20 protein-coding genes are annotated in these 19,899 nt (G+C 58.4%); 11 read left to right on the top strand and 9 right to left on the bottom strand.

Annotated features, from left to right (window positions below):
• Window positions 1–49 precede the first annotated feature (49 nt).
• The 7 genes from speB to FP026_RS21480 all read right to left on the bottom strand — a co-directional run bounded on the left by speB (window position 50) and on the right by FP026_RS21480 (window position 5,013).
• Window positions 50–1,003: an agmatinase gene (gene speB / locus FP026_RS21510; protein ID WP_149636632.1), complete on the bottom strand. Its 954-nt coding sequence runs from the start codon at window positions 1,001–1,003 to the stop codon at window positions 50–52.
• Window positions 984–1,361 carry an antibiotic biosynthesis monooxygenase family protein gene (locus FP026_RS21505; RefSeq protein WP_149636631.1) on the bottom strand — a complete coding sequence of 126 codons (378 nt, stop codon included), beginning with the start codon at window positions 1,359–1,361 and terminating at the stop codon, window positions 984–986. Before FP026_RS21505 ends, speB begins: the two co-directional genes overlap by 20 nt.
• A 66-nt stretch (window positions 1,362–1,427) precedes the next feature.
• On the bottom strand, window positions 1,428–1,691 hold the full coding sequence (locus tag FP026_RS21500; protein WP_149636630.1) for a hypothetical protein: 264 nt from the start codon (window positions 1,689–1,691) through the stop codon (window positions 1,428–1,430).
• A 140-nt stretch (window positions 1,692–1,831) separates the two neighbouring features.
• Entirely contained in the window at window positions 1,832–2,299 is a 468-nt protein-coding gene (gene rpsI, locus FP026_RS21495; RefSeq protein WP_112344181.1) for a 30S ribosomal protein S9, read from the bottom strand.
• A gap of 2 nt (window positions 2,300–2,301) precedes the next feature.
• Window positions 2,302–2,766, bottom strand: coding sequence for a 50S ribosomal protein L13 (gene rplM, locus FP026_RS21490; protein ID WP_004122374.1), 465 nt, complete (start codon window positions 2,764–2,766; stop codon window positions 2,302–2,304).
• Between the two features lie 231 nt (window positions 2,767–2,997).
• Window positions 2,998–3,840, bottom strand: a complete 843-nt coding sequence (locus tag FP026_RS21485; protein ID WP_149636629.1) for an EamA family transporter — start codon at window positions 3,838–3,840, stop codon at window positions 2,998–3,000.
• An 846-nt stretch (window positions 3,841–4,686) separates the two neighbouring features.
• Entirely contained in the window at window positions 4,687–5,013 is a 327-nt protein-coding gene (locus FP026_RS21480; RefSeq protein ID WP_149636628.1) for a hypothetical protein, read from the bottom strand.
• 111 nt (window positions 5,014–5,124) lie between these two features.
• Between FP026_RS21480 and FP026_RS21475 the strand changes: the two genes are divergently transcribed.
• Entirely contained in the window at window positions 5,125–5,553 is a 429-nt protein-coding gene (locus FP026_RS21475) for a CoA-binding protein (RefSeq protein ID WP_149636627.1), read from the top strand.
• Window positions 5,554–5,723: 170 nt separating this feature from the next.
• The gene (locus tag FP026_RS21470) at window positions 5,724–7,007 is read left to right on the top strand and encodes an O-acetylhomoserine aminocarboxypropyltransferase (protein WP_149636626.1); all 1,284 of its coding nucleotides are present in this window, start codon (window positions 5,724–5,726) and stop codon (window positions 7,005–7,007) included.
• Window positions 7,008–7,159: 152 nt separating this feature from the next.
• On the opposite strand, the gene FP026_RS21465 is transcribed toward FP026_RS21470, so the two are convergent.
• Entirely contained in the window at window positions 7,160–7,708 is a 549-nt protein-coding gene (locus FP026_RS21465; RefSeq protein WP_149636625.1) for a phosphatase PAP2 family protein, read from the bottom strand.
• Between the two features lie 202 nt (window positions 7,709–7,910).
• On the opposite strand from FP026_RS21465, the gene FP026_RS21460 reads away from it, so the two are divergent.
• From FP026_RS21460 to pstB, 5 genes are all read left to right on the top strand, one after another.
• The gene (locus tag FP026_RS21460; RefSeq protein WP_149636624.1) at window positions 7,911–8,255 is read left to right on the top strand and encodes a cupin domain-containing protein; all 345 of its coding nucleotides are present in this window, start codon (window positions 7,911–7,913) and stop codon (window positions 8,253–8,255) included.
• 314 nt (window positions 8,256–8,569) lie between these two features.
• Window positions 8,570–9,541, top strand: coding sequence for a phosphate ABC transporter substrate-binding protein PstS (gene pstS / locus FP026_RS21455; RefSeq protein ID WP_246665424.1), 972 nt, complete (start codon window positions 8,570–8,572; stop codon window positions 9,539–9,541).
• A 76-nt stretch (window positions 9,542–9,617) separates the two neighbouring features.
• A complete protein-coding gene (pstC, locus tag FP026_RS21450; protein WP_149636622.1) occupies window positions 9,618–10,589 on the top strand; it encodes a phosphate ABC transporter permease subunit PstC in 972 nt (323 codons plus the stop codon).
• 10 nt (window positions 10,590–10,599) lie between these two features.
• Window positions 10,600–11,454: a phosphate ABC transporter permease PstA gene (gene pstA / locus FP026_RS21445; protein WP_149636621.1), complete on the top strand. Its 855-nt coding sequence runs from the start codon at window positions 10,600–10,602 to the stop codon at window positions 11,452–11,454.
• A 29-nt stretch (window positions 11,455–11,483) separates the two neighbouring features.
• Window positions 11,484–12,320 (top strand): phosphate ABC transporter ATP-binding protein PstB, encoded by an 837-nt coding sequence (gene pstB / locus FP026_RS21440; RefSeq protein ID WP_149636620.1) that lies wholly within the window; start codon window positions 11,484–11,486, stop codon window positions 12,318–12,320.
• Between the two features lie 198 nt (window positions 12,321–12,518).
• Here the strand turns inward: pstB and FP026_RS21435 are convergent, their stop codons facing one another.
• Window positions 12,519–13,763, bottom strand: a complete 1,245-nt coding sequence (locus tag FP026_RS21435; RefSeq protein ID WP_246665423.1) for a GGDEF domain-containing protein — start codon at window positions 13,761–13,763, stop codon at window positions 12,519–12,521.
• 412 nt (window positions 13,764–14,175) lie between these two features.
• Between FP026_RS21435 and clpP the strand changes: the two genes are divergently transcribed.
• From clpP to hupB, 4 genes are all read left to right on the top strand, one after another.
• Window positions 14,176–14,808 carry an ATP-dependent Clp endopeptidase proteolytic subunit ClpP gene (gene clpP, locus FP026_RS21430; protein ID WP_149636618.1) on the top strand — a complete coding sequence of 211 codons (633 nt, stop codon included), beginning with the start codon at window positions 14,176–14,178 and terminating at the stop codon, window positions 14,806–14,808.
• 294 nt (window positions 14,809–15,102) lie between these two features.
• Window positions 15,103–16,380 carry an ATP-dependent Clp protease ATP-binding subunit ClpX gene (gene clpX / locus FP026_RS21425; protein WP_037153527.1) on the top strand — a complete coding sequence of 426 codons (1,278 nt, stop codon included), beginning with the start codon at window positions 15,103–15,105 and terminating at the stop codon, window positions 16,378–16,380.
• A gap of 420 nt (window positions 16,381–16,800) precedes the next feature.
• On the top strand, window positions 16,801–19,221 hold the full coding sequence (lon, locus tag FP026_RS21420; protein WP_112344191.1) for an endopeptidase La: 2,421 nt from the start codon (window positions 16,801–16,803) through the stop codon (window positions 19,219–19,221).
• Between the two features lie 200 nt (window positions 19,222–19,421).
• Complete coding sequence (gene hupB / locus FP026_RS21415) at window positions 19,422–19,697, top strand: DNA-binding protein HupB (protein ID WP_149636617.1); 276 nt, start codon at window positions 19,422–19,424, stop codon at window positions 19,695–19,697.
• The last annotated feature ends 202 nt before the right edge of the window (window positions 19,698–19,899 follow it).

Raw genomic sequence — 19,899 nt, 5'->3', positions numbered from 1 at the left:
GCAGCATGACGGTCTTCGAAAACCGTCGCGCATATCCCGAAATCGAGCGTCAGCGACCGCTCGCACGTCGTTCGGCGTGGAGACCGAGCATATACATCGCCACGGTCGCGCCCGCAATGGCGGTGATGTCGGCGTGATCATAGGCGGGCGACACTTCGACGATATCGGCGCCCCTGATGTCGAGCTGATGCAGTCTCTGCAGCACCGACAGGATCTTGGCGCTGGAGGGGCCACCGGCCACCGGCGTTCCCGTGCCCGGCGCATAGGCAGGGTCGAGGCAGTCGATGTCGAAGGTCAGGTAAGTCGGCGCGCCCTTGGTATGGGAGATGATCGTCGAAGCGATATCGGCGGCGCTCATCTCCTCCAGCTGATGCCCATAGAGAATCTGGATGCCGAAATCCTCCGGCGCATGCGTGCGGATGCCGATCTGGAGGGAGCGGTCCGGATCGATCAGCCCATCGCGCACGGCGCGGGCAACGAAGGAACCGTGATCGATGCGTCCGCCATCGTCGAACCAGGTGTCCTGATGGGCGTCGAACTGCACCAGAGCCAGCGGCCCGTGCTTGGCGGCATGCGCCTTCAGCAGCGGCCAGGTGATGAAGTGATCACCGCCGAGCGTCAGCAGGAAGGCGCCGCTGTCGAGGATCGTCCTTGCCTGCCGCTCGATCGCTGCCGGCGTATCCTGATGATTGCCATAGTCAAGCAGGCAGTCGCCATAGTCGATGACGGCCATCTCTGCGAAAAGATCGCGGTTGAAGGGATATTGCGGATCATTGTCGAAGATAGCCGAAGCACGACGGATTGCCTGCGGACCGAAGCGCGTTCCCGGCCGGTTGGAGGTCGCGGCATCGAAGGGAATACCCCACACGACTGCATCGGCGCCATCAAGCGATTTGGTAAAACGGCGGCGCATGAAGGAGAGCGCGCCGGCGAACGTCGGATCGCTCGCGGTAGACGTCAGGCTGGTCGCGGTAAAGGCGTGGTCAATCGACGTGCTCGGCAAGGCCGTCTCCTTTGCTCACTTGAAAATCATAGGCACGCTCTACTCGTCCTATGCGAACTTTGTATTGTTCGTACCAGCGCTCGCGCCCGAGTTTTTGCGCGGCCAGATGCGACACCACGTTCTTCCAGGCAAGGATGCTTGCTTCGTCGCGCCAGAAAGAGTTGGTGATGCCGAAGCCATCGCCGCCCCTCGCGCTTTCAAGCCCAAGACAGCCGTCTTGCGCCAGCGCCAACGCTTCCATGCGCTCTCCCATGGCGCCATAACCATTGTCTCCTTCCGTTCGGATCGAAGCAAAGGTTACGATGTAATAGGGCGGCTCGGGAGTGGCCGCGAAACGAGATGATTTGCTGGAGCTCATGGTGCTCTCCGGAGCTGTCGAATTTCGAGGTTCGGCCTGGAATCGCAAGCCGATGGGGTTCGGCAGCTATTTGCCCGATCCCGCCGTGCATTGATACGCCTTTTTCACGCAGGCGATCTGCGGCGTCGAGCAGTTGGCCTGTCCGTCGGTCACGACACAATAGGAGCAGCTATCGTTGAATTCGCGGCAATCCGGGTTCGTCTGAAGAAAATCCTTCATGCTCTGCATATCCACCACCCTTTCGGCCGGCTCGGCCGGTTTGGCGTCGTCGCAAAGAGCGGGCGAGACGCCGACGATCAAGAGCAGAAGCGAAAAGATGAATCTATGCATGGAATTCCCCCGATGCTTGTGGTCGGACTTTGCCACAAAACACGCCTTTTGCCTTGGCGGAATCGCATCTTTTCGGAAGATTACAAAAGAAAAAGGCCGGGAAAACCCGGCCTTTCCGATGTCCGATCTCGAGTAAGCGATTAACGCTTGGAGAACTGGAACGAACGACGTGCCTTTGCACGGCCGTACTTCTTGCGTTCGACGACGCGGCTGTCGCGGGTCAGGAAGCCGCCCTTCTTCAGGACCGAGCGCAGGCCCGGTTCGAAGTAGGTCAGCGCCTTGGACAGGCCGTGACGAACGGCACCGGCCTGGCCGGAAAGACCGCCGCCGGCAACGGTTGCGATGATGTCGAATTGGCCGTCACGGGCAGCAGCGACGATCGGCTGGCGCAGGATCATCTGCAGAACCGGACGGGCGAAATAAGCCGTGTAGTCCTTGCCGTTGACGATGATCTTGCCGGAGCCGGCCTTGACCCATACGCGGGCGACAGCGTCCTTGCGCTTGCCGGTCGCGTAGGAGCGGCCGAACGAGTCGACCTTGCGGACGTGAACCGGAGCAGCAGCTTCCGATGCCGTGCCGAGATCCTTCAGGGAAGAGAGATCAGCCATTATCAGGCGCTCCTTACGTTCTTCTTGTTCAGCTTGGCGACGTCGAGAACGACGGGCTGCTGGGCTTCGTGGGGATGGTTCGATCCGGCGTAGACACGCAGGTTCTTCATCTGGCGACGGCCGAGCGGGCCGCGGGGAACCATGCGCTCGACGGCCTTCTCAACGACGCGCTCCGGGAAGCGGCCTTCGATGATCTGGCGAGCCGTACGCTCCTTGATGCCGCCGGCATAACCGGTGTGCCAGTAGTAAACCTTGTCTTCGTACTTCTTGCCGGTGAAGACGACCTTGTCGGCATTGATGACGATGACGTTGTCGCCGTCGTCGACGTGCGGCGTGAAGGTAGCCTTATGCTTGCCGCGCAGACGCATTGCGATGATAGAAGCGAGACGGCCAACGACAAGCCCTTCGGCGTCGATGAGAACCCACTTCTTCTCCACCTCTGCAGGCTTCTGGGAGAAGGTTGCCATGTTGCATACTCTCTATTGGGACCCTTGGCCCGGAGGCGTCTGGGCGTTTCTTGTTGCTTGGTTTGACGCGCATGGATGCGTGCCAAAAAGAAAGCAGCCCGGAAAGGCTGCAATCTGCGGCGGCTTATAGAGCGATTAAGCGCGTGGGTCAATATCGACGAATTGGAGGGGCGCAAAAAATATATATAAAAATCAATAGGTTGTCTATGTGGTATAATAAAACCACATATTTTATTCTCGGCCCAGCCGTAAAATCAGCACTCCGGCGGCGATAATTGCGCCGGCAATATAGCGCCAGATGCTGGATCGCTCCTTCAAGACGACGACGGATATGACCAGCGCAAAGAGGATCGACGACTCGCGCAAGGCGGCAACCATCGCCACTGGCGCCTTCGTCATCGCCCACAATGCCAGGCCGTACGAGGCGATTGAGCCGCCACCGCCGATAAGCCCGCGCCACCAGTTATAGCGGATGTGGGCGGCGACTGCACTGATGCCCCGTCGTGAGAACGCCCAGGCGAATAGAAGGACCGGCGGCAGAAGCGCCATCCACAGCGTATAGGAGATGGAATTGCCTGAAATCCGCGCGCCGATACCGTCGACGTAGGTATAGGTCGCGATGACGACGGCGTTGGCAAGCGCAAGAATGATGGCCCGGCGGCCACCCTTTCGCGCCTCGAAGGCCAGCGTCAATATGCCGGCGCAGATCGTCATCGTGCCGATCAGTGCGCCGCCCGAAAGCGTTTCCTTGAGGATGAAGCTGCTGGTCGAGACGATGATGAGCGGCGCCACGCCGCGCATCAGCGGATAGACGAGTCCGATGTCTCCGGCGCGATAGGCGGCGGCGACAAGTTGGAAATAGGCAAATTGCAGGATGGCCGAAGCGCCGATGAACGGCCAGGCTGGAGCGGCCGGCAGGGGAAGGAACGGCAGCAAGGGGAGGGCTGCAACCGCGCCGCCGGCCGAGACCAGTGCCGCATCGAGCGATTTATCGGTCCCGGCCTTGATGATCGCATTCCATGTCGCATGCAGCAAGGCGCCGAAAAGGACGAGCGCGATAACGTCGAAAGACACAAAAAACCTCGAAGATTGTCGGATCGGGCGCGGATGCTTGGCATTTTGTGGGAGTCAGGCTTTCATATGATCCGCAATACATCAAAAAGCAACGAAATATACTCTGTTATAAAGACTTGTCTCATTTGGCCAAATTCGAGCAGCTGGCGTTTGGAGGGGTTCTTTCTATGTTCCAAATCCCGCTTTCGCGCATTATAAATGGCTAATTTATTAGGGTATGAAGCGCGAACAAATATCGCATGTCCTGTGAACGCGTGAGTAGCATTAGACATCACTTACTAAAAAACGACGGCGCGCTTTGTCGGCGGAAAGCCTGAAGCGGATCACGGGAGAGCCAGGTGGCTGAAAGTCGCTGGTAAAGGGCGTGCATAACGGCAGCCGGGTCGTCGAATATAGTGGATAATTCTGCAAATAGTGAGAAATATTTCAATTTGAAGTCGCTGCGGCTGGCGGGTTCTGCGCTGATAAACGAACCATATCTCAAGTATAGAAACGGCAAATCCGCTGGAGCATCGGGTATATTTCCGCGTGATTGCGAAAATTATTCTGTGGAGAATTTATGAAATATCATATTTTTCATGTTCGCAATCGGTTCTCATTTCAAGCGCGCCTTCATGAGGCATTTCTAATTTATATGCGAATAAATAGAGAACAAAGATTGCATTTCCTGCGAACGCAACTCCGCGGCCTCCGGAAAATCTATGCAAGCGCTTTGAAGACAGCTTTGAATGCAAGCGCGCGACATGATGCGCACGGCCGCTATGTCGATAGCACGCCCCCTCGGACAATCACTAGTCGTATCGGGCGGCTGGAGCGTCTTCGATAACCAGCGGTAGCGCATGGCGATCAGCGTCGGAAAATCAATTCGTCGTCATCGAGATCGGTGGCCGGCCGGCATGTATAGACAGGGCAGGAGGCTCGGTCCTTGGTGGGAAGGTAATCCTGATAGGCGTAGTAGCCGACATCGCATGAGTCGGCGTTTGCGACATACCGGTCATAAAGCGTCATGTTGGGTGTCCTTCTGGCCGGATAGCGCATGATGACCGCGCGCTCGCGGTTGATCACGGCCCTCGCTTCGGCGCAGGTCATGGACATGGAATTATATCGAGAAATGGCGAGAGCCGGGGTGGCGGCGGAAGCAATTGCCAGGCCCAGCAGCGCGATTTTTTTCATCGGAGCAATCCTCCCTGAAGTTGTTATAATACAGTATATACGTGGATATGGTCGCTGCGGTTTCCATATCTGCGAGAAAACGCAAGTGTGATCGAAGTGGGAGGCTTCGTGATGAACCACGACAATTATGATGATTCTTACATCGCCGATATCCTTCTATCGGTAAGGACCATTGCGCTTGTTGGCGCTTCGCCCAATCCTGCTCGCCCGAGCAACGGCGTGATGGCCTATCTTTTGAACAGAGGCTATCGCGTCATCCCCATCAATCCAGGGCAGGCCGGCAAGGAAATCCTAGGGCAATGGGTCTACGCGCATCTTTCTGACATTCCCGAACCCGTTGATATGGTCGATGTTTTTCGGGCGCCCGAATATCTCCGGTCCGTCGTCGAGGAAGCCATCATGATCGATCCCCGGCCCCCGGTCATCTGGGGACAGCTCGGCGTGCGCGACGACGCGGCGGCGGCGAGAGCCGAGGCTGCGGGCCTCAGGGTCGTGATGGATCGTTGCCCGGCCATCGAATATCCGCGCCTAGTTGCCTGATCGGGGGCGAAGCGTGACGGCTGGCATTCGGCCGATTATCGCGCGAACTCACTGAAATATGGCAAGTTTTTTTCCGCGAGCCGAAAAGCACGGCAAAGTTCGCGGTTAACTTTCATGTCCCGGCCGCTATGATCCTCCCATCGCAATAGATTTCGGTGGGAGGGAAGATCATGCCGACGAACAATCCTGGTTTTGACACGCTGGCAATCCATGCAGGCGCCCAGCCGGATCCAACGACCGGTGCCCGCGCGACGCCGATCTATCAGACGACATCCTTTGTTTTTCAGGATGCGGATCACGCCGCCGCGCTGTTCGGATTGCAGCAGTTCGGCAATATCTATACCCGCATCATGAACCCGACGCAGGCCGTGCTCGAAGAGCGGGTGGCGGCTCTCGAAGGCGGAACGGCAGCGCTTGCGGTTGCATCGGGCCACGCGGCTCAGTTGCTGGTCTTCCACACCATCATGCAGCCGGGCGACAATTTCGTCGCCGCTAAACGGCTTTACGGCGGTTCGGTCAATCAGTTCGGTCAATCCTTCAAGAACTTCGACTGGCGGGTGCGCTGGGCCGATCCCGCGGATCCCGCCACCTTCGAGGCGCAGATCGACGGGCGCACCCGCGCCGTCTTCATCGAAAGCCTGGCCAATCCGGGCGGCACCTTCGTCGACATTGCCGCAATCGCAGCTATCGCGCATAAGCACGGCTTGCCGCTGATCGTCGACAACACCATGGCAAGCCCCTATTTCATCCGGCCGTTGGAGCATGGTGCTGATATCGTCGTGCATTCGCTGACGAAATTCCTCGGCGGCCACGGCAATTCCATGGGCGGCATCATTGTCGACGGCGGTACGTTCGATTGGTCCGCCTCGGGCAATTATCCGATGCTGTCCTCGCCGCGGCCGGAATATAACGGCATCGTGCTGCATGCGACCTTCGGCAATTTCGCTTTCGCGATCGCCTGCCGCGTCCTCGGCCTGCGCGACCTGGGGCCGGCAATTTCGCCGTTCAACGCCTTTCTGATTCTCACGGGGATCGAGACGCTGCCGTTGCGCATGCAGCGCCACTCCGACAATGCCCTTGCCGTCGCGCGCTGGCTGAAGGGGCAGGAGAAGGTAGCCTGGGTCAATTATGCCGGTCTGGAGGAGGACCCGAACCATGCCTTGCAGCAGCGCTACTCGCCGAAAGGGGCGGGATCTGTCTTCACCTTCGGTTTGAAGGGTGGCTATGAAGCAGGCAAGGGGCTGGTGGAGGGACTGGAACTTTTCTCGCATCTCGCCAATATCGGCGACACCAAGTCCTTGGTCATTCACCCCGCATCGACGACGCACAAGCAGCTGACCGACGAGCAGAAAGTCGCTGCCGGCGCCGGCGCTGACGTGGTGCGTCTGTCCGTTGGCATCGAGGACGTCAAGGACATCATTGCCGATCTGGAGCAGGCGTTGGCGAAAGTCTGATGTGGTTCGTCACATACCTTTGACACCTACGTCGGTATCTTCGACAACTTTTTTATTAGGTTTTATTGAGTGGGCCGCCGAAAAAACCCTGAAAGCAGGGCGCTCGCAGATATGGCCTCGACAATTCTCATGGGTCCTCTTCAAATCTGACCCTATAGGATGCCGGTTACGAAGCGATCCAGCCGGGTTTCAGGACGATAGAGCGTCTTGACCAGGATCGCCGCGAAAACGGCGGTAAGCACCCCGCCCATAACGTCACTGACATAATGCGTGCCGATGTAGACTCGCGAGAAGGATACGAGGATCGCGCCGAGTAGGAAGAAGAGGCTCTGCCCTGGCATGCGTTGAAGCGTAAAAGCGGCAGCGATTGCGAACACGGCCGTCGCGTGGTCGGAGGGAAAGGACGGGTCATTGCTGCGATTTACAAGTAGCTTGGTAACTTCGGCATCATACGGGCGAACGCGACTGACAAAAAGCAGGATGACCTGGTTGATACCGAGACCGACGACGAAGGTCAGGCCCGCAGCAACGAGTGCGTGTCGGGTTTCCGGTCGACGTTCTCCGACCCACCATTGGACAGCGACAAGAGCGATCAACAAGGGAACGCCGTATGCCGAGATTAGGATCATCAGGCGGTCGACTATCGGGTTTCCGGCTATGCCATTGATCCACTCTGTCATAACGGCATCTAGTTCATACATGCTGGCTCCTTCTGAACTGCGATTACGATTTCGGCCCGATTGAGATGGTCGAGCCAAATTAACGAAGCGCACTAGGGCATTGTTTTCTGACGTTTCCCTGAAAGGCAGGAACCTGATAAGGGGTGGCACGTCAGGATGATGTGCTTTTTGGGTTCGCATGTCATTGAGCTCGCGGAGAGCCACATAAGCCAAGGAGACATTCGTGACGACCTATCTGGCAGTGGACATCGGCGGCGTCGAACCGGAAACGGGTGCGCCCGCAGCGGATCGTCTCGTTTCGGGAGCACCAGCCTTCCAAACCTGGAACCTCGACGAGGCCGATGGGGGCCTTTATGCCGGTATCTGGGAAGCGACACCGGGCAAATGGAGGATCGTCTATGACGAATGGGAGTACTTCCATATCCTCTCCGGCTATTCCATTGTGACAGCAGACGACGGCGAAGTCTTTCATCTGCGTGCAGGCGACCGCCTTATCTTGAAGCCGGGCTTCAAGGGGACCTGGGAAGTCATTGAAACGACTCGCAAGGATTATGTGATCCGTCTCTGACGACGTCGTTGAATCAAAACATGAAGTTCGCGTTCGCCTGCCGCCCGGAGCAGCCCGTTCCATGTGGTTCCGCAGTGGCCACGATGATTGCCACAGGTTGTGTCACTGCCGCTTCATTAAACTGTCATCAAACTGAAACAATGCGGCATTAGAGCCATCACTGTCGCCAGGAGATTGGGGTGGGGTTCTTAACCGATGGGATACTCCGTGCTCAGCTCCTGCTCGCCATCCTTTCATCACTCTGGGAAGTGAGTTCAATCATGTTGAATCAGAAATTTCGTTCGCTTTGCCTGACTGCAGGCTTCATCGCGGCTATGTCCGTTTCGGCCTCGGCTGCCGACATCACGGGCGCCGGCTCGAGCTTCATCGCTCCGGTTCTGTCCAAGTGGGCCGAAGGCTACAAGGCTGCGACGAACAATGTCGTCAACTACCAGTCGGTCGGTTCGGGCGCCGGCATCAAGCAGCTTCTCGACAAGACCATCGTATTTGGCGCTTCGGACAAGCCGATGAGCGACGCTGACCTCGAGAAGAATGGCATTGCCCAGTTCCCGATGATCTCCGGTGGCATCGTCGTCTCCTATAACATTGAAGGCGTAAAGCCGGGCGAACTCGTTCTCGACGGCAAGACGCTGGCCGACATCTTCCTCGGCAAGATCACCAAGTGGGACGATGCTGCCATCAAGGCGCTTAACGCCGACGTGAAGCTGCCTTCCACGCCGATCTCCGTTGTTTATCGCGCCGACAGCTCGGGCACGACCTTCAACTTCACCGATTACCTGGCGAAGGTTTCGCCGGAGTGGAAGGAAAAGGTTGGTTCGAACACGGCAGTTGAATGGCCGGTCGGCTTCGGTGCCAAGGGTTCCGAAGGCGTTTCCACCACTGTCAACCAGACGGCTGGTTCGATCTCCTACGTTGAATATTCATACGTCGTCGCCAACCACATCGGTTTCGCGAAGATGAAGAACGCCGCCGGCAAGGTTATCGAGCCGAGCCTGGAGACGTTCAAGGCTGCTGCTTCCAACGCCGATTGGGCCAATGCCAAGAACTTCAACCTGATCATCACCAATCAGCCGGGCGAAAAGAGCTGGCCGATTGCAGCCTCGACCTGGGTTCTGCTCTACAAGAAGCCGGCCGATGCTGCTAAGAACGAAGAAGCGCTGAAGTTCTTCAAGTGGTCCTACGAGCACGGTCAGAAGGACGCGACCGCCCTGTCGTATCTCGCGATCCCGGAAAATGTTGCCGAGGTTGTCGAGAAGTCCTGGAAGAAGGACTTTGGCACGAAGTAATTTGTGCTGAATGAAAGAGTTGCGGCGGACAGGGTATTGCCCTGTCCGCCTTTCGTGACAGGACAAGGGGAAATCGATGGCTGACGCAACTCAGATGGCTGGCCTCCAGGCTGTGAATACCTCCGCCGCGACCAGAAAATTCCGGATACAGGATCGGATTTTCTATTTGATGACGCTTGGCTCGGCTATTCTCGTCGTGCTGCTGCTGCTGGCAATCCTCGTGGTTCTTGTCATCGATGCCTTGCCGACCTTCGAGACCTTTGGGTTTTCGTTCCTCTGGGGCACCAAGTGGAGCGCTCCGGTCGATATCTATGGCGCCGTGCCTGCCGTGGTCGGTACGCTGGTGAGTTCACTCATCGCCATGCTGATTGCCATTCCCTTGGGCATCGGCATCGCCATCTTTCTCACGGAACTTTGCCCCGGCAGCCTGCGCCGTCCGATCAGCACGGCTATCGAGCTTCTGGCTGGCGTTCCCTCCATCATCTACGGCATCGTCGGTCTCTTCATTCTCGTGCCGCTGATGCAGACCTATATTCTGCCTTTCCTCATCATGACGGTCGGCCAGGTGCCGTTGATCGGCCTGCTGTTCCAGCCGCCGGCGCCGGGCGTCGGCCTGTTGACGGCAAGCCTCGTGCTCGCAGTCATGATCCTGCCGTTCATCACCGCGATCTCCCGCGACGTGTTCAGCACCGTGCCGCCGATGTTGCGTGAATCCGCTTACGGCATGGGCATGACGACATGGGAAGTGGCTCGTCACATCCTGATCCCCTATACACGTCGCGGCCTCGTCGGCGGTATCATGCTCGGCCTCGGCCGTGCGCTTGGCGAAACCATGGCCGTTACCTTCGTCGTTGGTTCGGTGAGCCGTCTGCAATCGTCGATCATCTCGCCGTCCACCACCATTTCCGCCCAGATCGCGAACAACTTCGGCGACGCCGACGGTCTGCAATTGTCGAGCCTGATCGCGCTGGGCTTGCTCCTGTTCGTCCTTTCCTTCTGCGTGCTTGCAGTGGCGAGGTGGATGATCGGCCGCGGCGAGGCGCTCTGAGGAAAAAACCATGGAAAATGCAATTCGTCAGAATCTCGTATCGAGGCGCTATGTGAAGAACCGGGTGATGATGGCCTTGTCCTTCCTGGCGGCCATCCTTGGCATATTCTTTCTCAGCGTGATCCTTGTGACCCTGCTTTATCGCGGTGTAACGGCGCTTAGCCTCGACGTGTTCACTATGTCGATCCCGGCCCAGGGCTCGCGCGGTGGCTTGATCAACGCGATCTACGGCACCGTGCTGGTAACCGGCCTCGCCATTGTGATTGCCGCTCCGATCGGCATTCTCGCAGCCACCTATCTGGTGGAATATGCCAACGGCACCAAGCTTGCCGAAGCTGCCAAGTTCATCAACGACATCTTGCTGTCCGCACCCTCGATCATCGTCGGCGTGTTCGTCTACGGCGCCGTGGTCGTGCCCATGCACGGCAATTCCGCTATCGCCGGCATCCTCGCGCTGGCGCTGATCGCTCTTCCGGTCGTCAACCGCACGACGCAGGATATGCTGTTGCTGGTGCCAAATGCGCTTCGCGAGGCGACCGCGGCACTCGGCGCGCCGCGCTGGAAGTCCATGATGATGGTGATTTACCGCTCCGCCTGGACGGGCATCCTCACCGGCATCCTGTTGGCCATCGCCCGTATCAGCGGCGAAACCGCGCCACTTCTCTTCACGGCCGGTTATAGCAAATTCATGAATGCAGGCCTGACCGGTCCAATCGCCACGCTGCCGGTTGCCATCAACACGCTCGCCGCCGATGCAGGCGAGGATCTCAAACAACTGGCCTGGGCCGGCGCGCTGATCATCACCGTTGCCATCCTTGCCCTCAACATCCTTGCCCGTATCTTGAGTGGGCGCCGCCACCAGTGACGCAGCCGCCGAACGATAGGAATGAGACCATGAACATGAGCGACAACAATTTCCAGAGCGTCAACGCACAGCCGGGGAAAGACGCCGTTTCCCAGTCGGATCTCGGTACGCTCGCGAAACTTGAGGTGAAGAATCTCGATTTCACCTATCAGAACGGCCATCGCGTTCTGAAGAGTGTGAATATGAACATCCGCAAAAATGCGGTCACCGCCTTCATCGGCCCGTCGGGTTGCGGCAAGTCCACGCTGCTGCGCACTTTCAACCGGATGTATGATCTCTATCCGGGCCAGACGGTTGCGGGCGAGATCCTGCTGGACGGCCGCAATATTCTCACCAAGGACGTCGATCTGAACGATTTGCGCGCCAAGATCGGCATGGTGTTCCAGAAGCCCACGCCATTCCCGATGTCGATCTATGAAAACGTCGCTTTCGGCATCCGCCTCTATGAGAAGATTTCCAAGGCGGAGATGGACGTCCGCGTCGAAGCGGCGCTCACGGAAACGGCACTGTGGAGCGAAGTAAAGGACAAGCTGCACCAGAGCGGCCTTGGCCTTTCCGGCGGCCAGCAGCAGCGCCTCTGTATTGCTCGCGCCATTGCCATTCGCCCCGAAGTCCTGCTGCTCGACGAGCCGACCTCGGCTCTCGACCCGATCTCGACCGCCAAGGTCGAAGAACTTGTGTCGCAGCTGAAGGGCGATTTCACGATCGTTATCGTCACGCATAACATGCAGCAGGCAAGCCGTATTTCCGACAGCACCGCCTTTATGTATCTTGGTGAGCTGATCGAATATGGCGCGACCGAGCAGATCTTCCAGGCGCCGAAGGTCAAACGCACGGAAGACTACATCACCGGTCGCTACGGCTGATACGAACGAAGATTGCCGCATAATTTGCGAAGGCGCGCTTTCGAAGCGCGCCTTTTGTGTTTGAGGATAGTTGTTTTGCCGGATGGTGGCGCGATGTGGTCACGCCTGGGCATTTTCGCGTTCCGGACGGAAAACCGCTGAGTACTTTCCTGGAAATGCTCCAAAAGCCCATCGGATGAACCGCTCCGGATAGGCCGGTCACATTCTTGCGATCGTGCCCATGCGCCTCAGCGCATGGATCTGATCGTCGAGCGTCGGCACAAGCTCGCCGTCGTCCACGCCTGGCGCTGCTTCCGCCTCCTTCGCAGTTTCCATTTCATTGAAGACGATGGTGCAGTTGCGGCCGGCACGCTTTGCGGCATAGAGCGCGCGATCCGCAAACGAGACCAGGCGATCCCAGCTGACGCCGTCGCGCGGCATGATTGAAACGCCGATGCTGACGGTTGCCGGCACCAGCGTGCGCCCCGCAAGCAGCGGCACACGGCAGAAATCGGCGCGGATGGTTTCCGCCAACGCTTCCGCCTGGGATTGATCATCTATGGGAACGAAGGCGACGAATTCCTCTCCGCCCATTCGGCCGAACGCACCGCCGCGCGGCACGAACTGCCGGGCGATGCGGGCAAATTCGGTCAGAACGGCATCGCCCGTCTGATGGCCGTGGCGATCGTTGATCTTCTTGAAGTGGTCGAGGTCGAACAACAGCGCGGCGAGTTTCTGGGGCCGTTGCTGTCCTTCTCGGGCAAGGATCTCATAGCTTTCCTGAAGCCCGCGCCGGTTCAGAACTCCCGTCAGCGCGTCGGTGATGGAAATCGCCCGCCAGCGACGCTCGGCGCGCTCCATCAACAACTTGCCGTTCAGAACGATGGCGACGATGATGAGCAGCCCGTAGCCGAGCGCCATGTAGCCGCGATAGATCATGGCCTCTTCCAGCGAGGGGGAGACAAGCACCATCCAGAGAGCCGAGCCGAAACAGAAGCAGGCGAGCCCCACGAAGACGATGCCGAGCTGCCCGCGCGCCGGCTCGCGACGGCCATCGGCCGGATGGACGGCAAAGGCGAGCAAGGTCGCGCCGACGGCACCGGCAAGATCGTAGACAATGACGCGATTGGCGAAATTGCCGCCGACCCAGGGCAGGCTGACACCGATCACCCAGATGACGGGCGGCAGGAGTGCGGACCATTCCAGTTTGCGCCTGTCCATCAACCGGAACCCGGCGATCCATGCGCTTTCGCCGAGCAGCGCCACCGCATTGCCGATCTGGATCGACCAGATGTCGGGAACGACGCCGCGAGCCGCCACCAGCGCGAATCCGGCTGCGCTGACGGTAAACCCGATGGCCCAGATCAGATAGGCGGGGGATTTGCGATCGTGCCTCCAGGCGAAAAGCAGTACGGTCGCCAGGGTGATGGCTTCCGAGCACCAGATGGTCAGACCCGTGGTCATGTTCAGCACGATGGGTGTTTCTCCGCTGCTTTCGGACCGTTGGCGCAGATGTGCAACGATTCTCGCGATTGGCCCATCCTTGCTGAATAAGATGGTAAGTTCATTAAATGAGTTGGTAAATTTTGCTTGTGTCTCCGATCTCCGTCGGATCGCCATGGGCTTTCATGCTTCCTTCACCTTGCGGCCGGGAAATGCAGTGGGCAGCCGATGGCGCGGCGCCATGGCGTCTTGGCATTCCGGGCAGGGTGTTTAGAAATGCCTTGTCAACGTCTCCGCAGGCGTTACTGCTTTTTGACGATATGCTTTTGCGCGTCTTGAAGTGAAGGGCAGGGACACTCTATGTAGGAGTAAAGGATTTTTACTCCGATTCCCGGCGTTTCCGTCGCCGGGGCAAGTTTGATAAAGGACGCACATGAGAAATCCAGTCGATACAGCTATGGCTCTGGTGCCGATGGTTGTTGAGCAGACCAACCGTGGGGAACGGTCTTACGACATCTATTCCCGACTGCTGAAGGAACGCATCATTTTCCTGACCGGGCCGGTTGAGGACCACATGGCGACGTTGGTGTGCGCCCAGCTTCTCTTTCTCGAGGCCGAAAACCCGAAGAAGGAAATCGCGCTTTACATCAATTCGCCGGGTGGTGTCGTGACCGCCGGCATGGCGATCTACGACACGATGCAATTCATCAAGCCGGCCGTTTCGACGCTCTGCATCGGCCAGGCCGCGTCCATGGGCTCGCTGCTGCTTGCGGCCGGCGACAAGGACATGCGTTTCGCAACGCCGAATTCGCGCATCATGGTTCACCAGCCCTCGGGCGGTTTCCAGGGCCAGGCTTCGGATATCGAGCGCCACGCGCGCGACATCATCAAGATGAAGCGCCGCCTGAACGAAGTTTATGTCAAGCATTGCGGTCGGACCTACGAAGAGGTTGAACAGACGCTCGATCGTGACCATTTCATGTCCTCCGACGAGGCCAAGGAATGGGGTCTTATCGACAAGGTGCTGACGTCGCGTACCGAAATAGAAGGTGAAAGCGCCTTGTGATTTATCCACGAGGCGGTGACTTCCACGCCACAGTTCTATCCCATTTGTGATCGAATAGGGGTTTAATGTGGAGCGGAACGCGGTAATAGTAAGATTCATGCTATGTAGCGTTTTTGTGACATGGCATTCGGCATTCGAAGGGGGATCGTTGCCACGCAGTTCCGGTCGTTGACTGGTCTGCGTTCAGTACCCTGAAGGGCGCCGCGATCTGCAAACGAGGGGCAGGTCCGGCGGGCGCATTGAGTGGACCGCGTTCCAATCTGGAAATTGGCGGCGTGCTGGAAGGAAAGTGATATGAGCAAAGTCAGCGGCAGCAACGGCGGCGACTCCAAGAACACGCTTTATTGTTCGTTCTGCGGTAAGAGCCAGCATGAAGTCCGGAAGCTGATTGCCGGACCGACCGTCTTCATCTGCGACGAGTGCGTCGAGCTATGCATGGACATCATCCGCGAGGAAAACAAATCCTCGATGGTCAAGTCCCGTGACGGCGTTCCGACTCCGCAGGACATCATCAAGGTTCTCGACGAATACGTCATCGGCCAGCGGCAGGCGAAGAAGATCCTCTCCGTTGCCGTTCATAACCATTACAAGCGTCTCGCACACGCATCGAAGAATGGTGACGTCGAGCTGGCGAAGTCGAACATCATGCTCGTCGGCCCGACCGGCTGCGGCAAGACCTATCTTGCTCAGACGCTCGCGCGCATCATCGACGTTCCCTTCACCATGGCCGATGCGACGACGCTGACCGAAGCAGGTTACGTCGGCGAAGACGTCGAAAACATCATCCTCAAGCTGCTGCAGGCTGCCGACTACAACGTCGAGCGCGCACAGCGCGGCATCGTTTACATCGACGAGGTCGACAAGATTTCCCGCAAGTCGGACAATCCGTCGATCACGCGCGACGTCTCGGGCGAGGGCGTGCAGCAGGCGCTCCTGAAGATCATGGAAGGCACGGTGGCTTCGGTTCCCCCGCAGGGCGGCCGCAAGCATCCGCAGCAGGAATTCCTGCAGGTGGACACGACCAACATTCTCTTCATCTGCGGCGGCGCTTTCGCGGGCCTCGACAAGATCATCTCCGCCCGCGGCGAGAAGACCTCGATCGGCTTCGGCGCCACGGTCAAAGCGCCGGATGATCGTCGTGTCGGCGAAGTGCTGCGCGAGCTGGAGCCGGAAGATCTGGTGAAGTTCGGCCTGATCCCGGAATTCATCGGCCGTCTGCCGGTGCTGGCGACGCTCGAAGACCTGGACGAGGATGCACTGATCCAGATCCTGTCGGAGCCGAAGAACGCGCTCGTCAAGCAGTACCAGCGCCTGTTCGAGATGGAAGACGTCGAGCTGACATTCCACGAGGATGCGCTGCGTGAGATCGCCCGCAGGGCGATCGTCCGCAAGACGGGCGCTCGCGGCCTGCGCTCCATCATGGAGAAGATCCTGCTCGACACCATGTTCGAGCTGCCGGCGCTGGAAGGCGTGCGCGAAGTGGTCATTTCCGAGGAAGTGGTCCGTGGCTCTGCCCGCCCGCTCTACATCTATGCCGATCGGCAGGAAGAAAAGGCCAACGCAACGGCCTGACGCCTGCATTAGCGATCACGAATCAGGGGCTCGTCGTCGACGGGCCCCTTTCTGTTTGAAAAATCCTGCAGTTTGCTGATAAAGTCTTGGATAAGCTTATGGGAACGCGGTCGAAACCGGTTGTGAAGAGCTCCTGCTGCAGCCATCATGGAATGATTCTGGAGCATCTGGCGAGTTGGGCATGAGCCCGGTGTTTTTCTTCGGATTCCGCTTCGCCGGCGTTTGTTTGCGTTGCCGGGCTTCGGTGTTTGTTGTTGCGTTCCTCCTCGTGAATAAGCGGGGCTGCCATCTGACGGCGGCGCGTCCTGCATGACTTGAAATAGGTAATGTGAAGCTCCACTTGTTTACCAAGTGAGAGAGCCGGCTAATCCCTCCCAGCCGGCAGAGAGCCCGGGAACGGGACGACGGAAAGGAAATAAGATGAGTAAGAAAACGTCTGCGGCACACGAGAGCATTGCCTATCCGGTTTTGCCGTTGCGCGACATCGTGGTTTTCCCCCACATGATCGTGCCTTTGTTCGTCGGACGGGAGAAATCCATTCGGGCGCTCGAAGAGGTCATGGGTTCGGACAAGCAGATCATGCTGGTCACCCAGATCAATGCCAGCGATGATGATCCCGCGCCGGACGCCATCCACAAGGTCGGTACCGTTGCCAACGTTCTGCAGCTGCTGAAACTGCCAGACGGCACCGTGAAGGTGCTTGTCGAAGGCCGTGCGCGCGCGGAGATCGACGAATATACCGGCCGTGAAGACTTCTATGAAGCCCTCGGCCATGTCCTGCACGAACCGGAGGAAGACCAGGTCGAGCTGGAAGCGCTGAGCCGCTCCGTCGTTTCGGAATTCGAAAGCTACGTGAAGCTCAACAAGAAGATCTCGCCGGAAGTGGTTGGCGCCGCCAGCCAGATCGACGATTATTCGAAGCTGGCCGACACTGTCGCCTCGCATCTGTCGATCAAGATCACCGAAAAGCAGGAAATGCTGGAAACCACCAGCGTCAAGGCTCGCCTTGAAAAGGCGCTCGGCTTCATGGAAGGCGAGATTTCGGTTCTGCAGGTGGAAAAGCGCATCCGCTCGCGCGTCAAGCGCCAGATGGAGAAGACGCAGCGCGAATATTACCTGAACGAGCAGATGAAGGCGATCCAGAAGGAGCTCGGCGACGGCGAGGAAGGCCGCGACGAGATGGCCGAACTGGAAGAGCGCATCTCCAAGACCAAGCTTTCCAAGGAAGCCAAGGAAAAGGCCGATGCGGAGCTGAAGAAGCTGCGTCAGATGAGCCCGATGTCGGCGGAAGCCACCGTCGTGCGCAATTATCTCGACTGGCTGCTGGGTATCCCCTGGCACAAGAAGTCGAAGATCAAGGCCGATCTGAACAATGCCGAGAAGATCCTCGAAGCGGATCATTTCGGCCTGGAGAAGGTCAAGGAGCGTATCGTCGAATATCTGGCCGTCCAGGCTCGCGCGACGAAGATCAAAGGCCCGATCCTGTGCCTCGTAGGCCCTCCGGGCGTCGGCAAGACCTCGCTTGCCCAGTCGATCGCCAAGGCGACCGGCCGCGAGTACGTCCGTATGGCGCTTGGCGGCGTTCGCGACGAAGCCGAGATCCGCGGTCATCGTCGCACCTATATCGGCTCGATGCCCGGTAAGGTCATCCAGTCGATGAAGAAGGCCAAGAAGTCCAACCCGCTCTTCCTGCTCGACGAAATCGACAAGCTTGGCCAGGATTATCGCGGCGATCCGTCTTCGGCCCTGCTGGAAGTGCTGGACCCGGCGCAGAACTCGACCTTCATGGATCACTACCTGGAAGTCGAATATGACCTGTCGGACGTGATGTTCATCACGACGGCGAACACGCTGAATATCCCGGCGCCCCTGATGGACCGCATGGAGATCATTCGTATCGCCGGCTATACCGAAGACGAGAAGCGCGAAATCGCCAAGCGGCACCTGCTGCCGAAGGCTATCAAGGAACATGCGCTGCAGCCGAATGAATTCTCGGTCAGCGACGACGCCCTGATGGCGATCAGCCAGCAGTACACCCGCGAAGCCGGTGTGCGTAACTTCGAGCGCGAATTGATGAAGCTCGCCCGCAAGGCGGTCACCGAGATCATCAAGGGCAAGACCAAGTCCGTTGCGATCACCGCTGCGAATATCGACGAATATCTGGGCGTTCCGCGCTTCCGCCATGGCGAAGCCGAGCGCGAGGATCAGGTCGGTGTCGTGACCGGTCTCGCCTGGACGGAGGTCGGCGGCGAGCTGCTGACGATCGAAGGCGTGATGATGCCGGGCAAGGGCCGCATGACGGTCACCGGCAACCTGAAGGAAGTCATGAAGGAATCGATTTCGGCGGCGGCATCTTACGTTCGTTCGCGCGCCGTCGATTTCGGCATCGAACCGCCGCGCTTCGACAAGAGCGACATCCACGTGCATTTGCCGGAAGGCGCGACACCCAAGGATGGTCCGTCGGCTGGTGTTGCCATGGCAACCGCGATCGTCTCGATCATGACCGGCATCCCGGTTTCCAAGGATGTGGCCATGACGGGTGAAATCACGCTGCGCGGCCGCGTGCTGCCGATCGGCGGCCTGAAGGAAAAGCTGCTGGCAGCACTGCGCGGCGGGATCAAGAAGGTGCTGATCCCGGAAGAAAACGCCAAGGATCTGGCGGAGATTCCGGACAACGTGAAGAACAGCATGGAAATCATCCCCGTGTCGCGCATGGGTGAGGTGATCAAGCACGCGCTTGTTCGCCGGCCCGAGCCGATCGAGTGGGATGGCACCGTGGAAACGCCTGTAATTGCTACAGTTGAAGGCGTTGACGAAGTCGGTTCGACCATCGCTCATTGAGGCTCTTCGCCTCAATTCTGTCGAATTGATCCAAAAGGCGAAAAGACCGGCAATTTTGCCGGTCTTTTTTTGTGAAAAGCGCATGGCGGCGCTTGCTTTTCCTTGATTTGCAGGGCTTTTGGGGTTGCGGCGGGTAAGAGCATTCTATTTGCGCCCCGCTTATTGATAAGTCGTTTCATACCAAAGAAAGGGGTGGAAACATGAACAAGAATGAGCTCGTGTCCGCAGTGGCCGAGAAGGCCGGTATCACGAAGGCTGACGCTGCTTCCGCTGTTGACGCTGTTTTCGATACTGTCCAGGCTGAACTGAAGAATGGCGGCGACATTCGCCTCGCTGGTTTCGGCAGCTTCACCGTTTCCCACCGTGCAGCCACGAAGGGCCGTAACCCGTCCACCGGCGCTGAGGTCGATATTCCTGCTCGTAACGTACCGAAGTTCACGCCCGGCAAGGGCCTGAAGGACTCGGTCAACAGCTAATTCGTTTTCACCCGCCGCGAGGCTTTTGCCTTGTGGGTGGACAAGATTGGGGCCCGCTTTTGCGGGCCCTTTTTTATGGCCTCATGCAGCAAATGCCACCGTGGCTGCTTTCGGCCCGAGGCAGCCACTCCGAGGCTTATGCCCTTTCGCCTTATCCCGCGTTTCCAGGTCACTCATGCGAGATCAGGTTAATCGCAAGACC

Origin of the sequence: Martinezella tropici (genome assembly GCF_008370325.1) — a bacterium.
Lineage (GTDB): Bacteria > Pseudomonadota > Alphaproteobacteria > Rhizobiales > Rhizobiaceae > Rhizobium > Rhizobium tropici_B.
Note: the sequence above shows the minus strand (reverse complement) of the source record. Positions and strands in the feature narration are given on the sequence as shown.